Raw genomic sequence first — 17,969 nt, forward strand, 5'->3', positions numbered from 1 at the left:
GCCTTTTCTTATCTTGAGGAGCTCGGCTTATGCACTTGGAATGACCACATAGAAGCTGGCATATTGTCGGCCCGCGACGGTTCTAGTGACTTTGTGCTGGACTTTGACTTTCACGTTTTCACCAACATAATTCTGACGGAAACTTCTATAAAAGAATTATGTTACAGAAATTCTTATATATTATGTAACATAATTATGTATCAGAATTATGGGTGATATATGTGATGATTAAACCTCAAATCGAGGAGGCACAGAACCTCAAGAGGAAAATCTTGAGAAAACTGAAGGAAAAGTATGAGAAGGAGAGAATGGGCATTCATGCTACCGATTTACTTTGGCCCCGATTAGCTGTTTTTAGAAGGCTTGAAAACCAGGATTTAACTGAACGTGATCTACTTTACTTTGCGCTGGGACAAGGTCAAGGCGAAGTTATTGAGACATTGATTAGTGATGATAATGAAGTTATTTGTGTTGATGGAAATGTTATTCACACTATCGACGCAATAATCTATGAGTACGGTAGCCTCATTCCAGTTGAAATTAAGACAACTCGTTATAAAGGTGAAAATTTAGTTAGGCCACACTATCTTATCCAACTGGGTCTCTACTGCCTAGCTCTAGGAGTTAATTACGGCTACTTGGTGATTTTGAAGCTTAATGACGATGAACGGCCACTCAAATGTTTTAAAGTTACTTTTAGTGAGGAGGAACTCGGCCAACTTTTTGATTGGTCTCAAGAACGTAGAGAAGCGCTATTAAGGGCTCTTGAAGCTAGGAACCCAGCCATTGCTCCATGTGTATGGGGTGACTCCACTCTGGGATGGAAATGCAAGACGTGCTCATTCAAGGATAAATGTAGTGAAATTGAGGAGCGGGGAGTAAAGGAAAATAAGGAAGGCTTTAAAGCTATAAGATTACAGCTAGAGCGCCCAATCCCAATGGATGATCCTGCTTGGACTAGATTTTTGAAGCCAAAGCTCCTGGAGCCGCATAAGAAGAAGCATAAGATTGACTATGCAATCATTGAAGAAAAGGGCAGAGTAAAGGAACTCATCCTCCTTGCACCCTTTAATTGTAATCATAGGCATGTTGAGGAGATTAGGCGGGCTGCGAAGAGGGCCTCCCAATATGCGAAGGAGAGGGAGGTGAAAAGCCATAACTAGATTTAGGCTTCCTGGTAGGTTAATTGAAGTTGAAGTTGAATTCACACCATGCGAGGATGTCACATTCACCCTAACTGTTGATGGAAAGCCGATTTTAACTGGAATTAAGGATAGAGAAGACTTTTTGGGCAATAAGTTTATTGGAAGCAAGCATGTTAAAGCTGTAGCTTACTTCATAAGGAAATTCAACTTAATGAGACGAGACGAGGAGAAGGAAATCTTCAAATTCCTGCATAAGTTGGCCTTCAGCCATTTGCCCACGAAGCGCAACCCAGTTAGGCTTGTTAAATTGCCTGTTTTGGGAGACTGGAGAGATTATCAGAGAAGGACTGTTGAGCCATTTAGAATCGCGCCATTTCACGCTAAAACACGTATACTTAAAAGCAAGAGAGGAGAGCTTATAGGCTTTAAGAGAGAGTGGACTCTCTGGAAAATATATGTTGACAGGCTTGCCCCACCAGTATTTGCATTCGATACTGACGGCTTTATAAATCCAAATGTAAGCAAGCTAGCTTTAATTGACATGGACTCTGAGGAGATAAGCAAAATCATCCAAGAATTACCTAGGAAGAAAAGGGAGCATATTGTAAAAATACTTGAGTCATGGTGGGGCATAGAAATAGACAAAGATAGCCCTGAAATCATAACTAGGAAAATCACTGAAAGTTGCTTAATGCTACGTCCAGTACCAAGACTAAAAGATCCTAGTATACTCCGCCAAATAGACTGGAAATCCTTCGTGGATCAATTGACAGCATATAAGGCTGAAAAAGATCCGCGAATAAAACTTGTGCATAAATCACATTTGTTTAGAGGCATTATCCCAAGAATTAATCCAAATTCACTTGAATTTACCAATGGTGGTACAGGTAAAACACTATTCTACCACATAATTGGAGAGTGCTTCGACAAGGTTACCCCTAAAAGTTTCCTTGGCTTTGCAAAGTCTCCTGAGGAAATATTTCCAGGAATTATTGATGGAATGGAAGTACCGATAGGCATAGATCAAATTGAAAGTCAAGGCGCCCCGCAAATAATGCGGTATCTCTTCAATGCAATGGAGCACGGCTGGGGCTATGTGGGAAGCGGTGCGGTTAAATTCAAAGTCACAACCACAAGCATATTTGCAATACTAGGAAATCCCATCGGTGACGCACGCAACCCTGATAAGAGCTTCGCATTAATGATCAGGCATCTATCACACAATCCTGCTCTAGGCAGGAGATTTGGAATCATCATTTATGGCAGAGACTTCAAGAGAGTTAAGGAGATTGAAGGCGGCCCAGCAATTATTGATGAGTGGCGAGAAGCAGTAGACTTCTTCCGAGCAGTTGAAGAATACGCACTCCAAAGATTAAAGAAAACACTTACAAGCAAGGAAGTTTGGAGCTGGCTGTTCACACCAATTGAAGGCTATGAAGACTCAGTTCTAGGCTTACTAGATGGAATTGAAAGCATAGAAGTAACCTCCTTCCTCGAAGAACATGCTAAAGGAGCACAGCATAGATTAAGAGCAGCAGCACTCTTCGTAGCCTTAGCGGATAACTTGGATAAAATAGTGTTAAATGAGTACAGTATAAAGGAAATATTAGCTGAAGCCGAAGAGCTGCTTCCAAGCTTTATAGACCTAAATCTAACCTCAATAGCCAATATAGCAAAATCAGTAGGTGAAGAACTCAAGCGATATGCCCAAACCTTCTACAATAATCTACCAGAATACCTGCAGTGTATAGTTTCTGCAGTTGAATTGTGGAGAAGGAGTCAGCCAAGAAATAATGCAATCTTGCTAAAAGCCATACCATGGGAAGGAAGTGAAGGAACAAACAAGTATCTCTCAAGGTGCATTAACAGGCTTAAAAAGAGGAAAGACATAGGTGAAGTAGTACTTAACCTCGAAAAGTATTTCGGCTTCAGACTAGAGCTTCGTGAAGACGGCGAAATAGAAGTAATCTTAACCGATATCAAACCAGTACCATTTATTCAACCTAAAGGGAAGTTGTTGTCCAATTTATCCGTTTTATCCATTTATCCCAATTCACAGACAAGCACTTCCCAGAAAAGTCCTGAAGGAAGTAAAGGTGAAAAGGGAAAGAATGTCTCTGTAACATGGGATAAACGGATAAAATGGATAAAAGGAGAACCAGAGTCCAAAGCTTTCTGTGGTGAGTGTATCTACTGGTCTCCATATAAATGTGCAATTTATGAGGATAAAGTATTCGTAAGCCAAATAGCAACCTACGCTGAAAGCTGCCCACACTTCAAGCCTAAAGCAGAGGAAAATTACTGCAGGGTTCATGATTCTAAACTCATGGAGAGGGGTGGTACTTGCACAAGTAAGCCTAGATTCTTAAGTTAAAAGCTAGGAGGCTGAGAGATATGCCCATGCGTGATGGAATTAGTGTTAAGATTAGGAAGTCAACTTACATGAAGCTTGTTCAGTTTAAGAAGAGGTTTAGGTGTGCTAAGTCGATTAACGATGTGATTCAAAGATTAATTGAGCATTATGAGAAGTGCTGTTTAAAGCACGGTTAAACCTGCCTTATCGTAAATTTCTCTGAGGTCTTTAATTGAGAAGGCTAGGTAGTGCTTGGCTAGAACGTGAAACTCTCTTGGAGGGAGGCGGCCCTGAAGGATGTCGATTACTTGGGCTGGAACTCCTTTGAGGCTCATGTAAGATGCGAAGAAAGCCCTCAAATCATAGAGTCTTATTCGTTTTCCAACGACTTTTTCAGAGGCTCTATAAATTTCAGATCTAATCGTCGACTCCTTAAATGGAATGAGCTTCTTCCTCCACTCCTTAATCTCCTTTTCTGAGAAGCCCAAGTTCCTCATGGCATTTTCATTTTCTTCAATAAATTTCTCCCTATAAGGTAGGTATGTCTCTTTCAGCCACTTTGCAGTTGACGTGCTGAAGAAGCCGATGTAGTGATGCTTAGTTGTACTGTTGGCGGTCATGGCTTCATAGAATTTTATTAGTCGCTCTTCTAAGTCAATGTGATCTAGCTGGAGTTTGAATAGTGCTCCGGGCCGGCAGCCAGTTTCAGCTAGCAATGCGAAGTAGGCTTTAGCGCCTAAATGCTTTATTTCCGCCGCTATCCCTCTAACTTGTAGCAGAGTTAGTGGGATTACGTTGCGGGCCGGCTTCGGCTTAATTGTTTTAAAGCTGCTGTAGAGTATCTGTCCTAGAATTGGCTCTTTAGGCTTGATGACTTCCTTTATGAAAAGCTTTAGAGATTTGGCTGTGTGCCTAGCTACTCCTTCACCTCTGCTCTCAAGCAGCTCTAGGATGTAGTCGCTCAGCCCATCAGGAGTTAATGTGAAGTTTATCGACTTGAGCGCTCTTAAAAGGTAAACTCTGTGATCTCTAGCGGTTGCCTTAGCTTTTTGAGCTAAAATCCTCTCGAATTTTCTGATGTCGTCCTCAGTAACTCTGTACTGCCTTGAGGTCAGCCTCACCTCTTCACCAGCTTCTTTAACAACTAAATCGATTACTAGGTAGCGGAGGTTTCTATCCCGCAGCGCTGATTTGAGAACTCTGATAACTGTGCCGGCGTCAACCGCCTCGAACTTCTCTCCTGTCAGCTGAACGTACTCTTCGAGGGTTAGGTGCTTGAGGCAAACTTTAACTAAATTGTCGCTAACCGGGAGGACGCCGCGCTTAACTCTATTAATGTAGATAGGTGAGTAGCCCAGCATAGTTGACGAAACGCCCTTCTTAAGAACGTACATGAGGATTCTGCGCCTAACATCCTGCGAGAGTTTCGATATGTCTACTAATTCGGGGTCCAATTTGAACCCCATTAATTGAATATCACACTTGATACTTATATCTGATGTTCATGTACGATGATGCTCATGTTCATGATACCCAAAAACCATGAGAAAACATGTGCTCACACCATCAGACTATCATGAAATTGATGGTAGTGGCGGGCCCGCGGGGACTTGAACCCCGGACCTTCGGCTCCGCAGGCCGATTCGAGGTAAAGCACGTTATGCTTTACTCGCTCTCTCCAGCTGAGCCACGGGCCCAAATCTACTTTAACATTGTAATTGTTATAAAGATAATTTTAATTTACTGTTAAATTGGGAAAATGTATATTCCCATTTCTCTTGCTATTTTCCTTAGTCTTGCAACTCTTTTTTCTACGGGTGGATGAGTTGAGAATAACTCTGATAGACCTCCTCCTCTAAGTGGATTTATTATCCATAGGTGACCTGTAGCTGGATTTGTTTGGATTGTTAATCCTAAACTTTTTGCTTTACTTATTTTCATTAGTGCGCTTGCTAATTCTAGTGGTTTTCTCGTTATTTTCGCTCCCTTTTCATCCGCTACGTATTCTCTACTTCTTGAAATTGCTAGTTGGACTATTAATGCAGCTATTGGGGCGAGTATAGCTGCTAGGAGAGCTGCAGCTGCTGAGCTATCTCTTCTTCGATTATCGCCATATCCTAGGTATAGGCTCCATCTTCCAATATATGCAAGATAGCTTATTGCTCCTGCTATGGTGGCAGCTATAGTGGATATTAGGACGTCTCTACTTTTTATATGGGCTATTTCATGTCCAATTACTGCTTCAAGTTCACTTTCATCTAACAAGTTTAATAGCCCTCTAGTTACTGCCACTACACTTTTACCGGGTCCTCTACCAGTTGCAAAGGCATTTGGTGCGTCTTTATCAATTATTGCAACTTTGGGTTTCGGTATTTTTGCTGCATTTGCAACTCTTTCAACTATTCTATGTAGTCTGGGATAATCTGTAGGGCTAACTAGCTTAGCTCCAGTCATTGCCAAAACAATTTTATCTGAATATAGATATGTTAGGAAGTTTAGTATCATTGCAAAGATTAATGAGACTTCTATTGCTTGTATTGGACTTCCAAAATATGAGCCAATAGCATAGCCAGTTAATATTAAAATCCCAGTTAACACTCCTAATAGGAGAGCTACTCTGAACATCATCAACCCCTGATTATAAGAGGAGAGGAGATTTAAAAAATTAATGCACTCTAACTCATCTTAATTACAGCTTCAGCCATACTAACTAGAGTTTCCTCTGGATTTTTCGACTTGACGAATGCAGAAGCCAGCAATACACCTTCAGCTCCAAGTCTTAACGCAGCTTCAATATCCTCTGCAGATGTAATTCCAGCCCCACAAAAAACATGTACACTATCATTAATTCTCTTAATTTCTTCAACAGCATCACTAACAACTTCAGGTTTAACTCTACTAACAGCTCTCCCCGTACCTATAAGCTCAGGTGGTTCAATAGCAATAGCCCATGGATTTAAGAGAGCAATAGCAGAGGCAACAGAGACATTATTTGCACATACAAGAGTTAATAGTTTAACTTCCCTAGCCCTTTGAATACTATAATCAATATCAGAGAGGAGGAGCCTCCTCTCTGAGTGATTTAAAAGTGTACCTTTAACTCCAGCAGCTTTAACAGCCTCAGGTAAAATATGACCAGTATGGGAGCCAGGCCTGATAGGGTCGATATGCTGTGCAAAAACAGGAATGTTAAAGGCTTTAGTTATCAATGGAATGTCAGTAAACTGTGGACAAACAATTATTGTAACACCAGTTTTCATAGAAATTCTTTCAGCTATTTCAGCCAACTTAAAAGCTTTATTACCAGTTGCCTCAACATATGTTTTAAAGTTAAGGACTATTGCAGGCAATTGAATATCAACCATTAATTTCACTCCACTTTCCTAAATCTATCCCTAAGCTTCTCTAAAACCTGTGGTAGAGTTGTATACTCCATTTCATCAGGCCCAAGTCTTGCAGGCATAAATGGACCATGACGCCTCATATAATCAGCAATTTCACATGCAATTCTACGTGTATAATCGAAGGCAGGATCATCAAATAAGTCAGCTGGACCCTCAAGCAAGCCATTATGAAGCTGAAAACCTAATGCAACTACACGTGGAGGCCCATCAAACCGAGTACACTTAGCATCTGTTAAAGATACTGGCATTAATGGACCATGATGAGAACCCCTCATCCAACCAGCAACCAAGTGTGGAAATGCAAATGCCTCTAAGATCTCTCCAACAGCTGGTAAACCCTTCTGCGCACGAACAATACATACCGGATCATCCTTGCCAACATATCTACCAGCAATAAGAGACAACCTAGTAGTACTAGCAGCAGCTGCAGGTAAGCCATCCTTCCTATAAACTCTAGAAATTACATATCTACTTGGCGTACCAATCAACGCCAACAAATCATACATTTCCTCTGGACAAAACAATTCAACCTCTGCACCCTCAAAGACATCTAAAACAATAAATTTAAAGCCTTGATGAAGCCTAGGATCAATAACAAGCCCAGCAGTATTAAAGGGATCAGCAAAAATTCTGAAAAGCGGCAAGTTCCATGCACCAGGCTCAGTTTTATCAGCTGCAAAAATAACTATAGGATCACTAGGCCTCTCTTCAAATTCAAGTTCAGCTACACCTGGACCCATACCACGAATGTTACCTGAAAAGGCCTCAACCAATAAATCTTGACCAGCAGCATAAAGCTTCAATGGCTTTGAAACCTTTTCTGTAACCTCCCTAAAAATATCCCAAGCCAATTTATGAACTTCAGAGTTATTTTCGCCACGCCTATGAGTCATTACTAGCTCTAAATCATCGCCACAATTAAAAACATAGTAGTCAATTATGAGGCCGCTTTCAACTGCCAATTGTAGACTTTGCTTTGCAACTTCAATTTGCTTTGGATGAACTACATGGTGTCCAGCTAAGCTACCTACATCAGCCTTAATTACGCTAACAGTTATCTTCACCACAATTAACCCCTCCAAAACTATAGAGTTAAAACCTAATAAAAATATTTACAGCCATAAATAATATCACTTAGAAGAATAATAGAAATATTCTCCAATAGCCTTCTGTTTCCTATCAAGCCAAGAATCAGCCTTATTAACTCTAGGCCTACCAGTCTGAGGATCACGTCTAAAAGTTATTCCAATATCCTTTAGAAAAACATTCATACCCTTCCTCAACCCAGTAGGCTTTCTAGCATGCCCATAAACTCCAGGTTCCCCAGAGAAAATCATTAAACTATTAGACAAAGTGCTCTGAGTAACTAGGTCATGCTCAACCACAAAGGCTGCAGCAGCTCTACTCTCAACAATACGCTTAATAACCTTAGCAACAGCAATTCTTTGCTCAACATCTAAGTATGCACTAGGTTCATCGAGAAGATAAATATTAGCATCCATCGAAAGACAAGTAGCAATAGCAACACGCTGCAACTCACCACCACTCAGTTCATTAACATCACGATCTAAAAGCTCCTCTAAACCGAGTTCACCTATAATCTCAGTTTTAAACCAAGAAGAACCATAATTACTTCCAGCAGCCTTCCTCAATAAATCTTCAACCCGCCCCTTATAACTTGGAGTCAAATATTGAGGCTTATAACTTATCTTTAAGCCTGCCGCAGGTGAATAACCTTCATCTGGCTCCAGAATACCTGCTATTAACTTTACAAAGGTAGTCTTACCAATACCATTAGGACCCAGAATACCAATAACCTCGCCAACGTGAATTTCACCAGCATCAACCTCCAACATGAAATCTCCAAGACGCTTAATCATCCTATCCCACTTGAGCAATAGCGATTCCCCACTCCACTCCATTTGACTTGGAGCAACATCAAAATGAACAGCTTCACGTCTAAACATAACATTTTCATCAGGCAGATAACCATCCAAGTATAAGTTAATACCAACTCTCACTCCATGAACATTTGAAACAATACCATAAACTCCAGGCTTACCATAGAAAATACAAACATAATCCGAAATATAATCTAAAACAGCAAGATCATGCTCAACAACAATAACAAATTTACCATCCTGCGCTAAAGACCTTATAACCCTAGCAACCTTCATCCTCTGATAAACATCAAGATAACTTGAAGGCTCATCAATTAAGTATACATCAGCATCCCTAGAAGCTATAGCAGCAATGGCAACACGTTGCAACTCACCACCACTCAAAACAGAAATTTCACGATCCCAAATAGCATCTAACTCTAATTCAACACGTAAATCATCAATAACATTCCTTTCATCAACTCTACTAAGCAAATCCTTAACTACACCCTTAACCACCCTTGGAAGCCTATCAACATATTGAGGCTTATGAAAAATCCTTAAATCTCCTGAAGAAAGCTTCTTAAAATATAACTGTAATTCGGATCCACGATAAAACTTGATAATTTCATCCCAATCTGGAGGATCATTAAGACGCCCTAAATTAGGTTTGATCTCTCCAGCCAAAATTCTTAAAGCAGTAGTCTTCCCCACAGCATTAGGTCCAATTAAACCCAAAACGACGCCAGGCTTAGGTATTGGAAGCCTGTAAAGCTTAAATGCATTAACACCATACCTGTGAGCACAATCTTCCTCAAGCTCATCAGGCAGGTTAACAATCTTTAAAGCTTTAAATGGACACTTACGAACACAAATACCACAACCAGAGCATAAAGATTCAGCTATAACTGGTTTGCCAGTCTCCCCATTAAAAACAATAGTTTGATCTCCACTCCTAACCCTAGGACAAAAACGATAACACTCCCTATTACAATCCTTAGGCTTACATCTCTCCCTATCTAAAATGGCAATACGAACCATAACATAAAACCCCTCAAACTACGTAAAAAATATTACAATCAAACAAATTTTGTTTTATGGGAGATGATGTAAAGGCGACGGCGAGAATGCAATTGTCAGATGCCTGTTGCTGTGGATACTGATCCCACAATACTATCTCTCAGACTCACTTTCACTTTGAGATTCAGCATAAGTTTCAAGGAAAAGTCGATAGTAATCCTCCATTAACTCTTGCTCCTCCCTACTTCTCCTTCTAATCTCAGCTTCACTAACAATAGCTATCTTCCTACGCTTATTCTCCTCAACAGAATAAGTCATTTTATATGAGCTTGAATCCTTAAGTTGCTTTATAAAGCCACAACTCCTACATACTAAAACTATCCTACCACTACTTCTTTCAGGAACCAGCATTTTACCACATTTTTCACAGAACTCCAAGTTTTACGCCTCCACACAGGCTAATCCACCTCTACAATACAGCCGAAAACATATTGTCTCAAAGAGAGAATTCAACATAAGTATTTAAAGTTAACGTTGAAAGAGTAAACAAAATAAGGAAACTTTTAGTAACACTTTAAGTAAAGAGATTATGATAAATATGTCTGGAGTACCACTCGTATTCCCATTCTCAGCAATAGTGAACCAGGAAAAACTTAAACTCGCACTACTACTAAATGCAGTAAACCCAAGAATAGGAGGCGTACTAGTAAGAGGAGCAAAGGGAACTGGAAAAAGCACAGCTGTAAGAGCATTAGCAGACCTACTACCAGAAATAGAAGTAGTAAAGGGATGCCCATTTAATTGTAATCCAAGAGATCCAACCAACATGTGTGAAGTCTGCAGATCAAAATATGAAGCAGGAGAGGAAATACCAGTAGAAAGAAGAAAAATGAGAATAATAACGTTGCCAATAGGAGCAACAGAGGACAGAGTGGTAGGAACACTTGACATAACAAGAGCCATAAAAGAAGGAGTAAAAGCACTGGAACCAGGATTACTAGCAGAAGCAAATCAAAATATACTTTACGTAGATGAAATTAATCTACTCCCAGACCACATTGTAGATGACATATTAGATGCAGCTGCATCAGGATGGAATGTAGTTGAAAGAGAAGGAATCTCAGTTGCACACCCCTCAAGATTCATATTAATAGGCACAATGAACCCTGAAGAAGGAGAACTAAGACCACAACTGCTAGACAGATTAGCACTTCATGTACAAGTCGAAACAATATATAATAAAGAAATGAGAATAGAAATAATGAAAAGAAACCTAGAATTCGAGGAAAATCCAATAGAATTCATAGCTAAATATAGAGATGAACAAGAAAGACTAAAAAGGAAAATAATCAAGGCAAGAGAGTTACTTCCAAAAGTGAAAGTACCCTTAAATCTACTTGAAGTAATTGCAAGAATGTGCATAACACTACACGTTGATGGACATCGACCAGATATAATAATGTTAAAGGCATCAAAAACACTAGCAGCCCTTGAAGGTAGAATAGAAGTAAAACCAGAAGACATACTATCCTGTGCATACCTAACCCTAAGCCACAGAACTAGAAGAGGAGGACTTGAAGAACCAGCAACACCAAAACAGATACAAGAAATATTCTACAGGGCACTTGAAGAAACATTAGTAGAAGTTAAAGCAGAAGCTCCTCAAAAACAAGTCTAACACTTCTCCTAGGCTCAATACTTTCAATAACACCATCACGAAGCCAAGCAATCCTATCACTAACACCAAGCATCTTTAAGTCATGAGTAGCACAAATAACAGTAACATTCCTCTCCTCACTAATACTCTTCAACAATTCAACGATCTTCAAACCAGTTTCCAAATCCAAATTACCAGTAGGCTCATCAGCCAAAATAATAGAAGGATTATTGGCCAAAGCTCTAGCAATAGCAACCCGCTGTTGTTGACCACCACTAAGCTGATCTGGCTTATGATAAAGCCTGTCACCAAGACCAACTTTCTCCAATAACATCTTCGCCCTCTTAATACGCTCCTCCCTCATCAAACCAGCAAAAAGCATAGGTAAACTTACATTATCTAAAGCTGTAAGAAACGGAATTAAATTAAATGTCTGAAAAATATATCCAATTTTAAAGCAGCGAAAATCAGCCAACTCTTTAGGGGACATTTCAGCTAAATTCTTACCATTAACATAAACTTCACCCTTAGTTGGCTTATCTAACCCCCCAATCATGTTAAACAGAGTAGTCTTTCCACTCCCACTAGGCCCCATAACAGATAAGTACTCACCCTTATAAACCTCTAAATTTATACCTCTAAGAGCCTTAACAACCCAATTCCTCATATAATAATATTTATGCAAGTCAACTAATCTAATCACAGTCTCCAATTCAACTCATCCCAAATATTCAGAACTATTCTTCATATTAAAATTTAAGTGTAACAAAATATATGTCTAAAATGGTCTAGAAGCGTGAAAACATGAAGGAATTCAACCTATTAATCTCAACTCAAAGAGGAAGAGAAAATGACTGTATCTCAGAGTTATGGTACCTACTCAGAGAGATAGGAGATGAAAAGGCAATATACCAAAAAACAGGTATACCAGGATTAATAATAGTAAAGTCATCACTAAACCCATTTGAAGCCATTAGAAGATTAAGAGAAATAGCCGAAGAAAGACCATGGGAATTCAGATACGTACTAAAAGTAACCCCAATAGAAGTAGTAGTACCAACAGACATAGAAGAAATTAAAGAAGCAGTAATGAAACTGAAGGACAAAATAACACCCCAAGACACCTTCAGAGTAACAGTAAACAAAAGAGCAACAACACTATCATCAATGGAAATAATAGAAGCAGCAGCATCAAACATCAATAGAAAAGTAAACCTAAAAAACCCAGACAAAATCATACAAATAGAAGTTCTAGGCAAAGTAACTGGAATCTCAATAATAAAACCATCAGATATTCTATCAATAACCAAAATAAAAGATGAATTCATAAGAAGAATAAGAGAATAACTATAGTAAACACGGAAATCAGTAAACTATTTAACAACATCCAATAAAGCACAACGCTCAATAACTAAACGTTCCACTACATTCTCAATAGACAAATCATGCCTCATAACAACATTTAACTCATCATCACCAATACCAAAAACTTCTCTAATAAAAGAAATCTTATCAGCATTTAACCTAAACAAATCCCAATTAAACTCACCATCCAAACAACTAACAAGCATAGATAAAGCTTTAAAAACAATTTCATAATCGTCACCAATACAAGTAGAAATAAAGTCACTAGTGTATTTAGGCAAACCAGCAATCTCTAAAGCATCTCTTATCTGCCTAACACCAGAAACATAAAGCAAGATTTCCATTTCAGCTCTATCACATATGTTCCTATTATCATTAAATGCCCTAAGAGCTCTCATTACCGAGGAAAGTAAATGTCTTAAGGACACAATAATTTTAGGATTAAAGACTTGAAGAATAACATCATGTTCTAATGAAACTTTCTTACAAACATCTAAAATAATATCGGAACTAACCTCTGAGGCTAAAGAAACACCTGCAATACCAATAAAAGCAGATCTATCAGCTCCATTAACCTTTAAAGGATAAACTTTAACTCCAACTTCAACATCCTTCCAACTCAGGATCATCTCCCTCCAATACAAGTGGAAGTAATTCTTTTACAAACTCCTTTTTAATTCCAAGCTCTAAAAGCTTCTTCTCAATATCAAATCGACTCACTCCACTCTTAAGCCATTTAAAGGTAAGTCTCTTGATAGTTTCAAATGGCTCCCAGGGATAAATTATCCAAGCATCAGTCTTTACAACAAAATAGTCAGGAACAAAAATTGTCCATGGCTTAACATGTACAGTTGCAACTCTAATTTCACTTGCACCCTCTTCAATTAAATGCTTAACAGCAGCATTTAAACTACTACCAGTATCTGAAACATCATCTGCAATTAAAACCCTCTTACCTCTAACACTCGTCGATACCGGTTGTGTAATTATTGGGCTCCTACTAGTCTCAGCAATATCCTTATAAAATTCAATTCTAATACTAGCAATATCTGGCACATCAAGTAAATCAGATAACAATCTTGCTACGATCCATCCTCCTCTAGCTATTCCAACAATTATGTCAGGCTTATAACCACTCTCCCTAATCAATTTAGATAACTTCAAAATATAGAGATGAAGCTTACCCCAACTGGGTGCTGTGAACTTCAGCTCATCCAAGTTAAACACCAAAATAAAGCTTATTACACTAATTATTTTTAGAACTTTCCATAAAAATCATACCTAACTCAAATGCCCTTAAATTTTCTTTTAAATACCTCCTAGGAATAATACTGCAAATTGAATCTCTTAGAAATCGGATTGGAATAATATGTTTAAATAGAGATGCAAATACTCCAAGCATAACAACATTAATTGCAATGGGTAAACCAGCCTTAACTGCAAGTGAATTTGCATCAACAATTACCATTTTATCCTCGTCAACACGCCTCTTAAGCTCAAATTTAACCTCATCAAAATTAGGTAGCCTTTCAATTCCAAGTAAAGTTGAAGTAGGAGGAATAGTGTTTGAGTTAATAATTACAAAAGAATTATTAGATACAAAATTAATAGCCCTTAAGGCCTCAATATAATCTAAAGCAATCAATACATTAGCTCTACCATACTCAATTAAGGGACCCTCAACCTTCTTTCCAAAACGAACATAACTCTGAACAATACCGCCTCTCTGAGCCATACCTAGGGTTTCTCCAACAAAAACCCTTAAATCCAATTTTAAAACTGCACGAGCAATTATTCTAGAAAGCGTTAAAACTCCCTGACCACCAACACCCGTAATCACCAAGTTAAATTCATTCAACATTTTCAACAACCTCCATAGCATTTACTGGACACGTATAAACACATACGCCACATCCAGTGCAAGTACCACTTATTATTGGGCCAAGTTTTCCATCCCACAAGATAGATGGACAGCCAAGCTTAACTATACAGCTTTTACACTTTATACACTTATCACGATCAATTCTGACAGTTCTCCTTTGAATTATGCCTCTCCTCCTAGCCAGAAGGACACATTCCCTTTTGGCAATAACAACAAATGGTCCATCCACATTCTCCAATGCCTCTTTAAAAACATTAATCGAACCAGGTATATCGTATGGATCAATTGTACGAATCTTCTTAACACCCATACCTTCAACTACCTTTGCAATATCAATTTCCACTGCCCTTGAACCATCCGCTCTAAAGCTAACTCCAGGATGAGGTTGATGTCCAGTCATAGCAGTAATTCTATTATCAAGAATCACTACAATTATATTTACATTAAAATGAACTGCATCCGCCAGAGCAGGCATCCCAGCGTGAAAGAAGGTTGAATCACCAATAGTAGCCACAACAGGCTTATCATAACCAGCAAATTTTAATCCCAAAGCCATAGAAATACTTGCACCCATACAATGCTCAGTCCATATAGCCTCAAGTGGTGGCAATAAACTTAAAGCATAACAACCAATATCACCCATTATAGGAACATCTTCACGCATATATCCAAGCAGTCTAACAGCCGATAAAAGTGAATAATAAGTGGCTCTATGAGGACACCCGGGACACATAGGTGGAGGACGAGATGGAGGAGAAAATTTAACCTTAGCCTCCTCAACAAAACCTTCAGATACATTTAGAAATCGCAGTATAGCAGATTTGACTTTACTAGGATTCAACTCACCTTCCCTAGGCAATAATTTATCATATTTACCATAAACTTCAACGTTCACTCCATAAAAATTTGCTAAAGCACGAATCCTAGATTCTAGAAAGGGCTCTAGCTCCTCAACAATCAATATCTTACTAGAAGATGAAACAGCCTCTCTTACAATCCCTAGAGGAAGAGGATGAATCATACCAAGCTTATAAATTGAAAATTTATCTAAAACATTCAAGCCACGTAAACATTCAAGCACATAGGAAAAACATACACCAGAAGTTATAATAGAAAGATCACCATTTCCAATCTTCTTGTTTAAGGGACAATCATTAGCATACTGTTCAGCTAACATCATTCTCTCATTAAGCCAGACATGTCTCTTGAAATTCCAAGCCATTGAAGCTCTAACATATCTAGGTAAATCCCTAGGGAAAACTGGGTTACGATCAAAACTTTTAATATCACCTAAAATAACATCACTAGAAGTGTGATTAACCCTAGTTGTAGTCCTAAAAATTACGGGAAGATTAAGCCTCTCAGAAAGATCAAAAGCCCATACAACTCCATCCTTAGCCTCTTGAGGATTAGATGGCTCAATCATCGGTAAATTCATCATAAGTGCATAAAAACGACTATCTTGTTCAGTTTGAGTAGTATGAGGCCCAGGATCATCAGCCACTAGAACAACCATTCCACCATTAACACCACAATACGCAGCGGACATTAGTGCATCAGCAGCCACATTAACTCCAGGAGCCTTCATAGTAACAAGTGACCTCAATCCAGCTGAAGAAGCAGCTAAAGCAACCTCCAATGCAACCTTCTCATTTGCAAACCACTCCACCTTCATTCCAATATCACTAGAAACTTGAGAAAGAGCCATAATAACTTCAGATGAGGGCGTACCAGGATAACCAGCAACAATATTAACACCAGCTTCAATAGCACCTCTTGCAATAGCCTCATTACCCATAAGCAAAACTTTAGATCCAGCCTTCATTAAAAGCTCCTTCAACTTTCTCATCCACCCTTAATTACATAGTAATCTAAAAGAAAACGCATCACACGTGCAACTCTACTCGGAGACGGTATATTCGGAATACCATTAGACTCTAGAAACGACACAGCAGACTCCACCATATCACCATAAAGCCAACAAGCTATAATAGGAATATTATTACTTAACCTTTTCACATCAACAACAGCTTTAGCAACCTCAAGAGAGTCAACAAAGCTTGGAGGAACAAATACAACTATTATACCATCAAACTCACCTGAAAACAATATTTCCCGCAAAACATTAAGATATAAATCATAATCAGCATTTGCAGTTAGGTCAATAGGATTTTTAACACTACAAATTGGAGGAAGAATACTGGACAAACGCTTCTTCAGGTTATCAGAGGGTTCAGGGACAATTAATCCAATCCTCTCACATGCATCGGTAATAAGTACTCCAGGACCACCAGAATTAGTTACAATAGCTATTCTCCTACTTCGAAGTAAAGGCTGAAGCACCATAACCTTAGCAACATCAAATAATTCCTCCAAACAATCAACCTGAAGAACCCTTGCTTGTTTAAAAACCCCACTATAGATATCATGACTAGTTGCAATAGAACCCGTATGGGAAGCAACAGCCCTCAGCCCAGCGGAACTTAAACCACCCTTTAAGACTAAAATAGGTTTTACACTTGAAATTTGCCTAGCAACATTCAAAAACAGTCTACCACGCCTTAAGCTCTCCAAATACAACGTTATAACCTTTGTTCCACCATCAATAGCTAAATACTCAAGTACTTCAACTTCATCTACATCACATGAATTACCGCAACTAACAAACTTATTAAAACCAATTCCACTAGCACGAGCATAAGAAAATAAAATTCCACCAATAGCACCACTCTGAGAAACCAGTGAAATAGGACCTGAATTAACTCGATATTCAAGACAAGCAAATAAATTATAATCCGTATTAACGACACCAGCACTATTAGGGCCGATAACTCTAACACCATACTTCCCAGCAACTCTAACCAATTCTTCTTCAAGCTTAAAATTTCCAATCTCACTAAATCCAGCTGAAATTACTACAACTCCCTTAACACCCTTAACTCCACATTCCTCTACAACCCTAGGTACAATCCTAGCAGGAGTAGTGATAACTGCAAGTTCAGGAATCGATGGGACTTCGAGAATAGAAGTATAAAATTTCAATCCTAAAGCTTCTCCACCCTTAGGATTAACAGGATATATATCCCCCTTGAAACCGCCGTTAACAATATTTCTTAAAACCTCAAAGCCAATTTTACCAGGAGAAGTTGAAGCCCCTACAACTGCAATAGCATTAGGCTCTAGGATCTCCTTTAAACTATAAGAAAAACTATTAGTCAAACAGCATACCCCCCAAGTCTTGAATTGAACAGTTATAGAAACAA

17 protein-coding genes and 1 tRNA gene are annotated in these 17,969 nt (G+C 38.8%); 5 read left to right on the forward strand and 13 right to left on the reverse strand.

Annotated features, from left to right (window positions below):
* Positions 1-224 precede the first annotated feature (224 nt).
* The 3 genes from ACW8TM_RS01100 (at position 225) to ACW8TM_RS01110 (ending at position 3,695) form a co-directional block, all read left to right on the forward strand.
* A complete protein-coding gene (locus ACW8TM_RS01100) occupies positions 225-1,163 on the forward strand; it encodes a CRISPR-associated protein Cas4 (RefSeq protein WP_491531581.1) in 939 nt (312 codons plus the stop codon).
* Positions 1,164-1,287: 124 nt separating this feature from the next.
* Positions 1,288-3,519, forward strand: a complete 2,232-nt coding sequence (locus ACW8TM_RS01105) for a hypothetical protein (RefSeq protein WP_491531431.1) — start codon at positions 1,288-1,290, stop codon at positions 3,517-3,519.
* 20 nt (positions 3,520-3,539) lie between these two features.
* Positions 3,540-3,695, forward strand: coding sequence for a hypothetical protein (locus ACW8TM_RS01110; RefSeq protein WP_491531432.1), 156 nt, complete (start codon positions 3,540-3,542; stop codon positions 3,693-3,695).
* Here the strand turns inward: ACW8TM_RS01110 and ACW8TM_RS01115 are convergent.
* The 7 genes from ACW8TM_RS01115 to ACW8TM_RS01145 all read right to left on the reverse strand — a co-directional run bounded on the left by ACW8TM_RS01115 (position 3,681) and on the right by ACW8TM_RS01145 (position 10,240).
* A complete protein-coding gene (locus ACW8TM_RS01115) occupies positions 3,681-4,952 on the reverse strand; it encodes a tyrosine-type recombinase/integrase (RefSeq protein ID WP_491531433.1) in 1,272 nt (423 codons plus the stop codon). The genes ACW8TM_RS01110 and ACW8TM_RS01115 overlap by 15 nt on opposite strands.
* 138 nt (positions 4,953-5,090) lie before the next feature.
* Positions 5,091-5,195: transfer RNA gene (locus ACW8TM_RS01120), tRNA-Arg, on the reverse strand.
* A 49-nt stretch (positions 5,196-5,244) separates the two neighbouring features.
* Complete coding sequence (locus tag ACW8TM_RS01125) at positions 5,245-6,126, reverse strand: zinc metalloprotease HtpX (RefSeq protein WP_491531434.1); 882 nt, start codon at positions 6,124-6,126, stop codon at positions 5,245-5,247.
* A 47-nt stretch (positions 6,127-6,173) separates the two neighbouring features.
* Positions 6,174-6,863 (reverse strand): triose-phosphate isomerase, encoded by a 690-nt coding sequence (gene tpiA / locus ACW8TM_RS01130; RefSeq protein WP_491531435.1) that lies wholly within the window; start codon positions 6,861-6,863, stop codon positions 6,174-6,176.
* Positions 6,864-6,868: 5 nt separating this feature from the next.
* Entirely contained in the window at positions 6,869-7,969 is a 1,101-nt protein-coding gene (gene fbp / locus ACW8TM_RS01135; RefSeq protein WP_491531436.1) for a fructose-1,6-bisphosphate aldolase/phosphatase, read from the reverse strand.
* Between the two features lie 63 nt (positions 7,970-8,032).
* Positions 8,033-9,823, reverse strand: a complete 1,791-nt coding sequence (locus tag ACW8TM_RS01140; RefSeq protein WP_491531437.1) for a ribosome biogenesis/translation initiation ATPase RLI — start codon at positions 9,821-9,823, stop codon at positions 8,033-8,035.
* A gap of 132 nt (positions 9,824-9,955) precedes the next feature.
* A complete protein-coding gene (locus ACW8TM_RS01145; protein ID WP_491531438.1) occupies positions 9,956-10,240 on the reverse strand; it encodes a hypothetical protein in 285 nt (94 codons plus the stop codon).
* A 160-nt stretch (positions 10,241-10,400) separates the two neighbouring features.
* On the opposite strand from ACW8TM_RS01145, the gene ACW8TM_RS01150 reads away from it, so the two are divergent.
* The gene (locus ACW8TM_RS01150) at positions 10,401-11,480 is read left to right on the forward strand and encodes a magnesium chelatase ATPase subunit I (RefSeq protein WP_491531439.1); all 1,080 of its coding nucleotides are present in this window, start codon (positions 10,401-10,403) and stop codon (positions 11,478-11,480) included.
* Here the strand turns inward: ACW8TM_RS01150 and ACW8TM_RS01155 are convergent.
* Positions 11,449-12,162, reverse strand: coding sequence for an ABC transporter ATP-binding protein (locus ACW8TM_RS01155; protein ID WP_491531582.1), 714 nt, complete (start codon positions 12,160-12,162; stop codon positions 11,449-11,451). The two genes, ACW8TM_RS01150 and ACW8TM_RS01155, sit on opposite strands and share 32 nt — an antisense overlap.
* A gap of 101 nt (positions 12,163-12,263) precedes the next feature.
* Between ACW8TM_RS01155 and ACW8TM_RS01160 the strand changes: the two genes are divergently transcribed.
* On the forward strand, positions 12,264-12,806 hold the full coding sequence (locus ACW8TM_RS01160) for a THUMP domain-containing protein (RefSeq protein WP_491531440.1): 543 nt from the start codon (positions 12,264-12,266) through the stop codon (positions 12,804-12,806).
* Positions 12,807-12,832: 26 nt separating this feature from the next.
* On the opposite strand, the gene cgi121 is transcribed toward ACW8TM_RS01160, so the two are convergent.
* The 5 genes from cgi121 to ACW8TM_RS01185 are packed head-to-tail and all read right to left on the reverse strand — an operon-like array spanning position 12,833 to position 17,925.
* Complete coding sequence (cgi121, locus tag ACW8TM_RS01165; RefSeq protein ID WP_491531441.1) at positions 12,833-13,453, reverse strand: KEOPS complex subunit Cgi121; 621 nt, start codon at positions 13,451-13,453, stop codon at positions 12,833-12,835.
* Positions 13,428-14,042, reverse strand: a complete 615-nt coding sequence (locus tag ACW8TM_RS01170; protein ID WP_491531442.1) for a phosphoribosyltransferase — start codon at positions 14,040-14,042, stop codon at positions 13,428-13,430. The genes cgi121 and ACW8TM_RS01170 overlap by 26 nt, the downstream gene beginning before the upstream one ends.
* Before the next feature lie 28 nt (positions 14,043-14,070).
* A complete protein-coding gene (locus tag ACW8TM_RS01175) occupies positions 14,071-14,685 on the reverse strand; it encodes an indolepyruvate oxidoreductase subunit beta (RefSeq protein ID WP_491531443.1) in 615 nt (204 codons plus the stop codon).
* Complete coding sequence (gene iorA, locus ACW8TM_RS01180) at positions 14,675-16,555, reverse strand: indolepyruvate ferredoxin oxidoreductase subunit alpha (protein ID WP_491531444.1); 1,881 nt, start codon at positions 16,553-16,555, stop codon at positions 14,675-14,677. Before iorA ends, ACW8TM_RS01175 begins: the two co-directional genes overlap by 11 nt.
* Positions 16,552-17,925, reverse strand: coding sequence for an acetate--CoA ligase family protein (locus ACW8TM_RS01185; protein WP_491531445.1), 1,374 nt, complete (start codon positions 17,923-17,925; stop codon positions 16,552-16,554). The genes iorA and ACW8TM_RS01185 overlap by 4 nt, the downstream gene beginning before the upstream one ends.
* Positions 17,926-17,969 lie beyond the last annotated feature (44 nt).

Source organism: Candidatus Culexmicrobium sp., assembly GCF_058356305.1.

Bases quoted from the DNA above. Each gene is read 5' to 3' on its own strand.
- ACW8TM_RS01100 (WP_491531581.1), top strand. From the start codon at position 225: ATGATTAAACCTCAAATCGAGGAGGCACAGAACCTCAAGAGGAAAATC.
- ACW8TM_RS01110 (WP_491531432.1), top strand. From the start codon at position 3,540: ATGCCCATGCGTGATGGAATTAGTGTTAAGATTAGGAAGTCAACTTAC.
- ACW8TM_RS01125 (WP_491531434.1), bottom strand. From the start codon at position 6,126: ATGATGTTCAGAGTAGCTCTCCTATTAGGAGTGTTAACTGGGATTTTA.
- tpiA (WP_491531435.1), bottom strand. From the start codon at position 6,863: ATGGTTGATATTCAATTGCCTGCAATAGTCCTTAACTTTAAAACATAT.
- ACW8TM_RS01140 (WP_491531437.1), bottom strand. From the start codon at position 9,823: ATGGTTCGTATTGCCATTTTAGATAGGGAGAGATGTAAGCCTAAGGAT.
- ACW8TM_RS01150 (WP_491531439.1), top strand. From the start codon at position 10,401: ATGTCTGGAGTACCACTCGTATTCCCATTCTCAGCAATAGTGAACCAG.
- ACW8TM_RS01160 (WP_491531440.1), top strand. From the start codon at position 12,264: ATGAAGGAATTCAACCTATTAATCTCAACTCAAAGAGGAAGAGAAAAT.
- cgi121 (WP_491531441.1), bottom strand. From the start codon at position 13,453: ATGATCCTGAGTTGGAAGGATGTTGAAGTTGGAGTTAAAGTTTATCCT.
- ACW8TM_RS01175 (WP_491531443.1), bottom strand. From the start codon at position 14,685: ATGTTGAATGAATTTAACTTGGTGATTACGGGTGTTGGTGGTCAGGGA.
- iorA (WP_491531444.1), bottom strand. From the start codon at position 16,555: ATGAGAAAGTTGAAGGAGCTTTTAATGAAGGCTGGATCTAAAGTTTTG.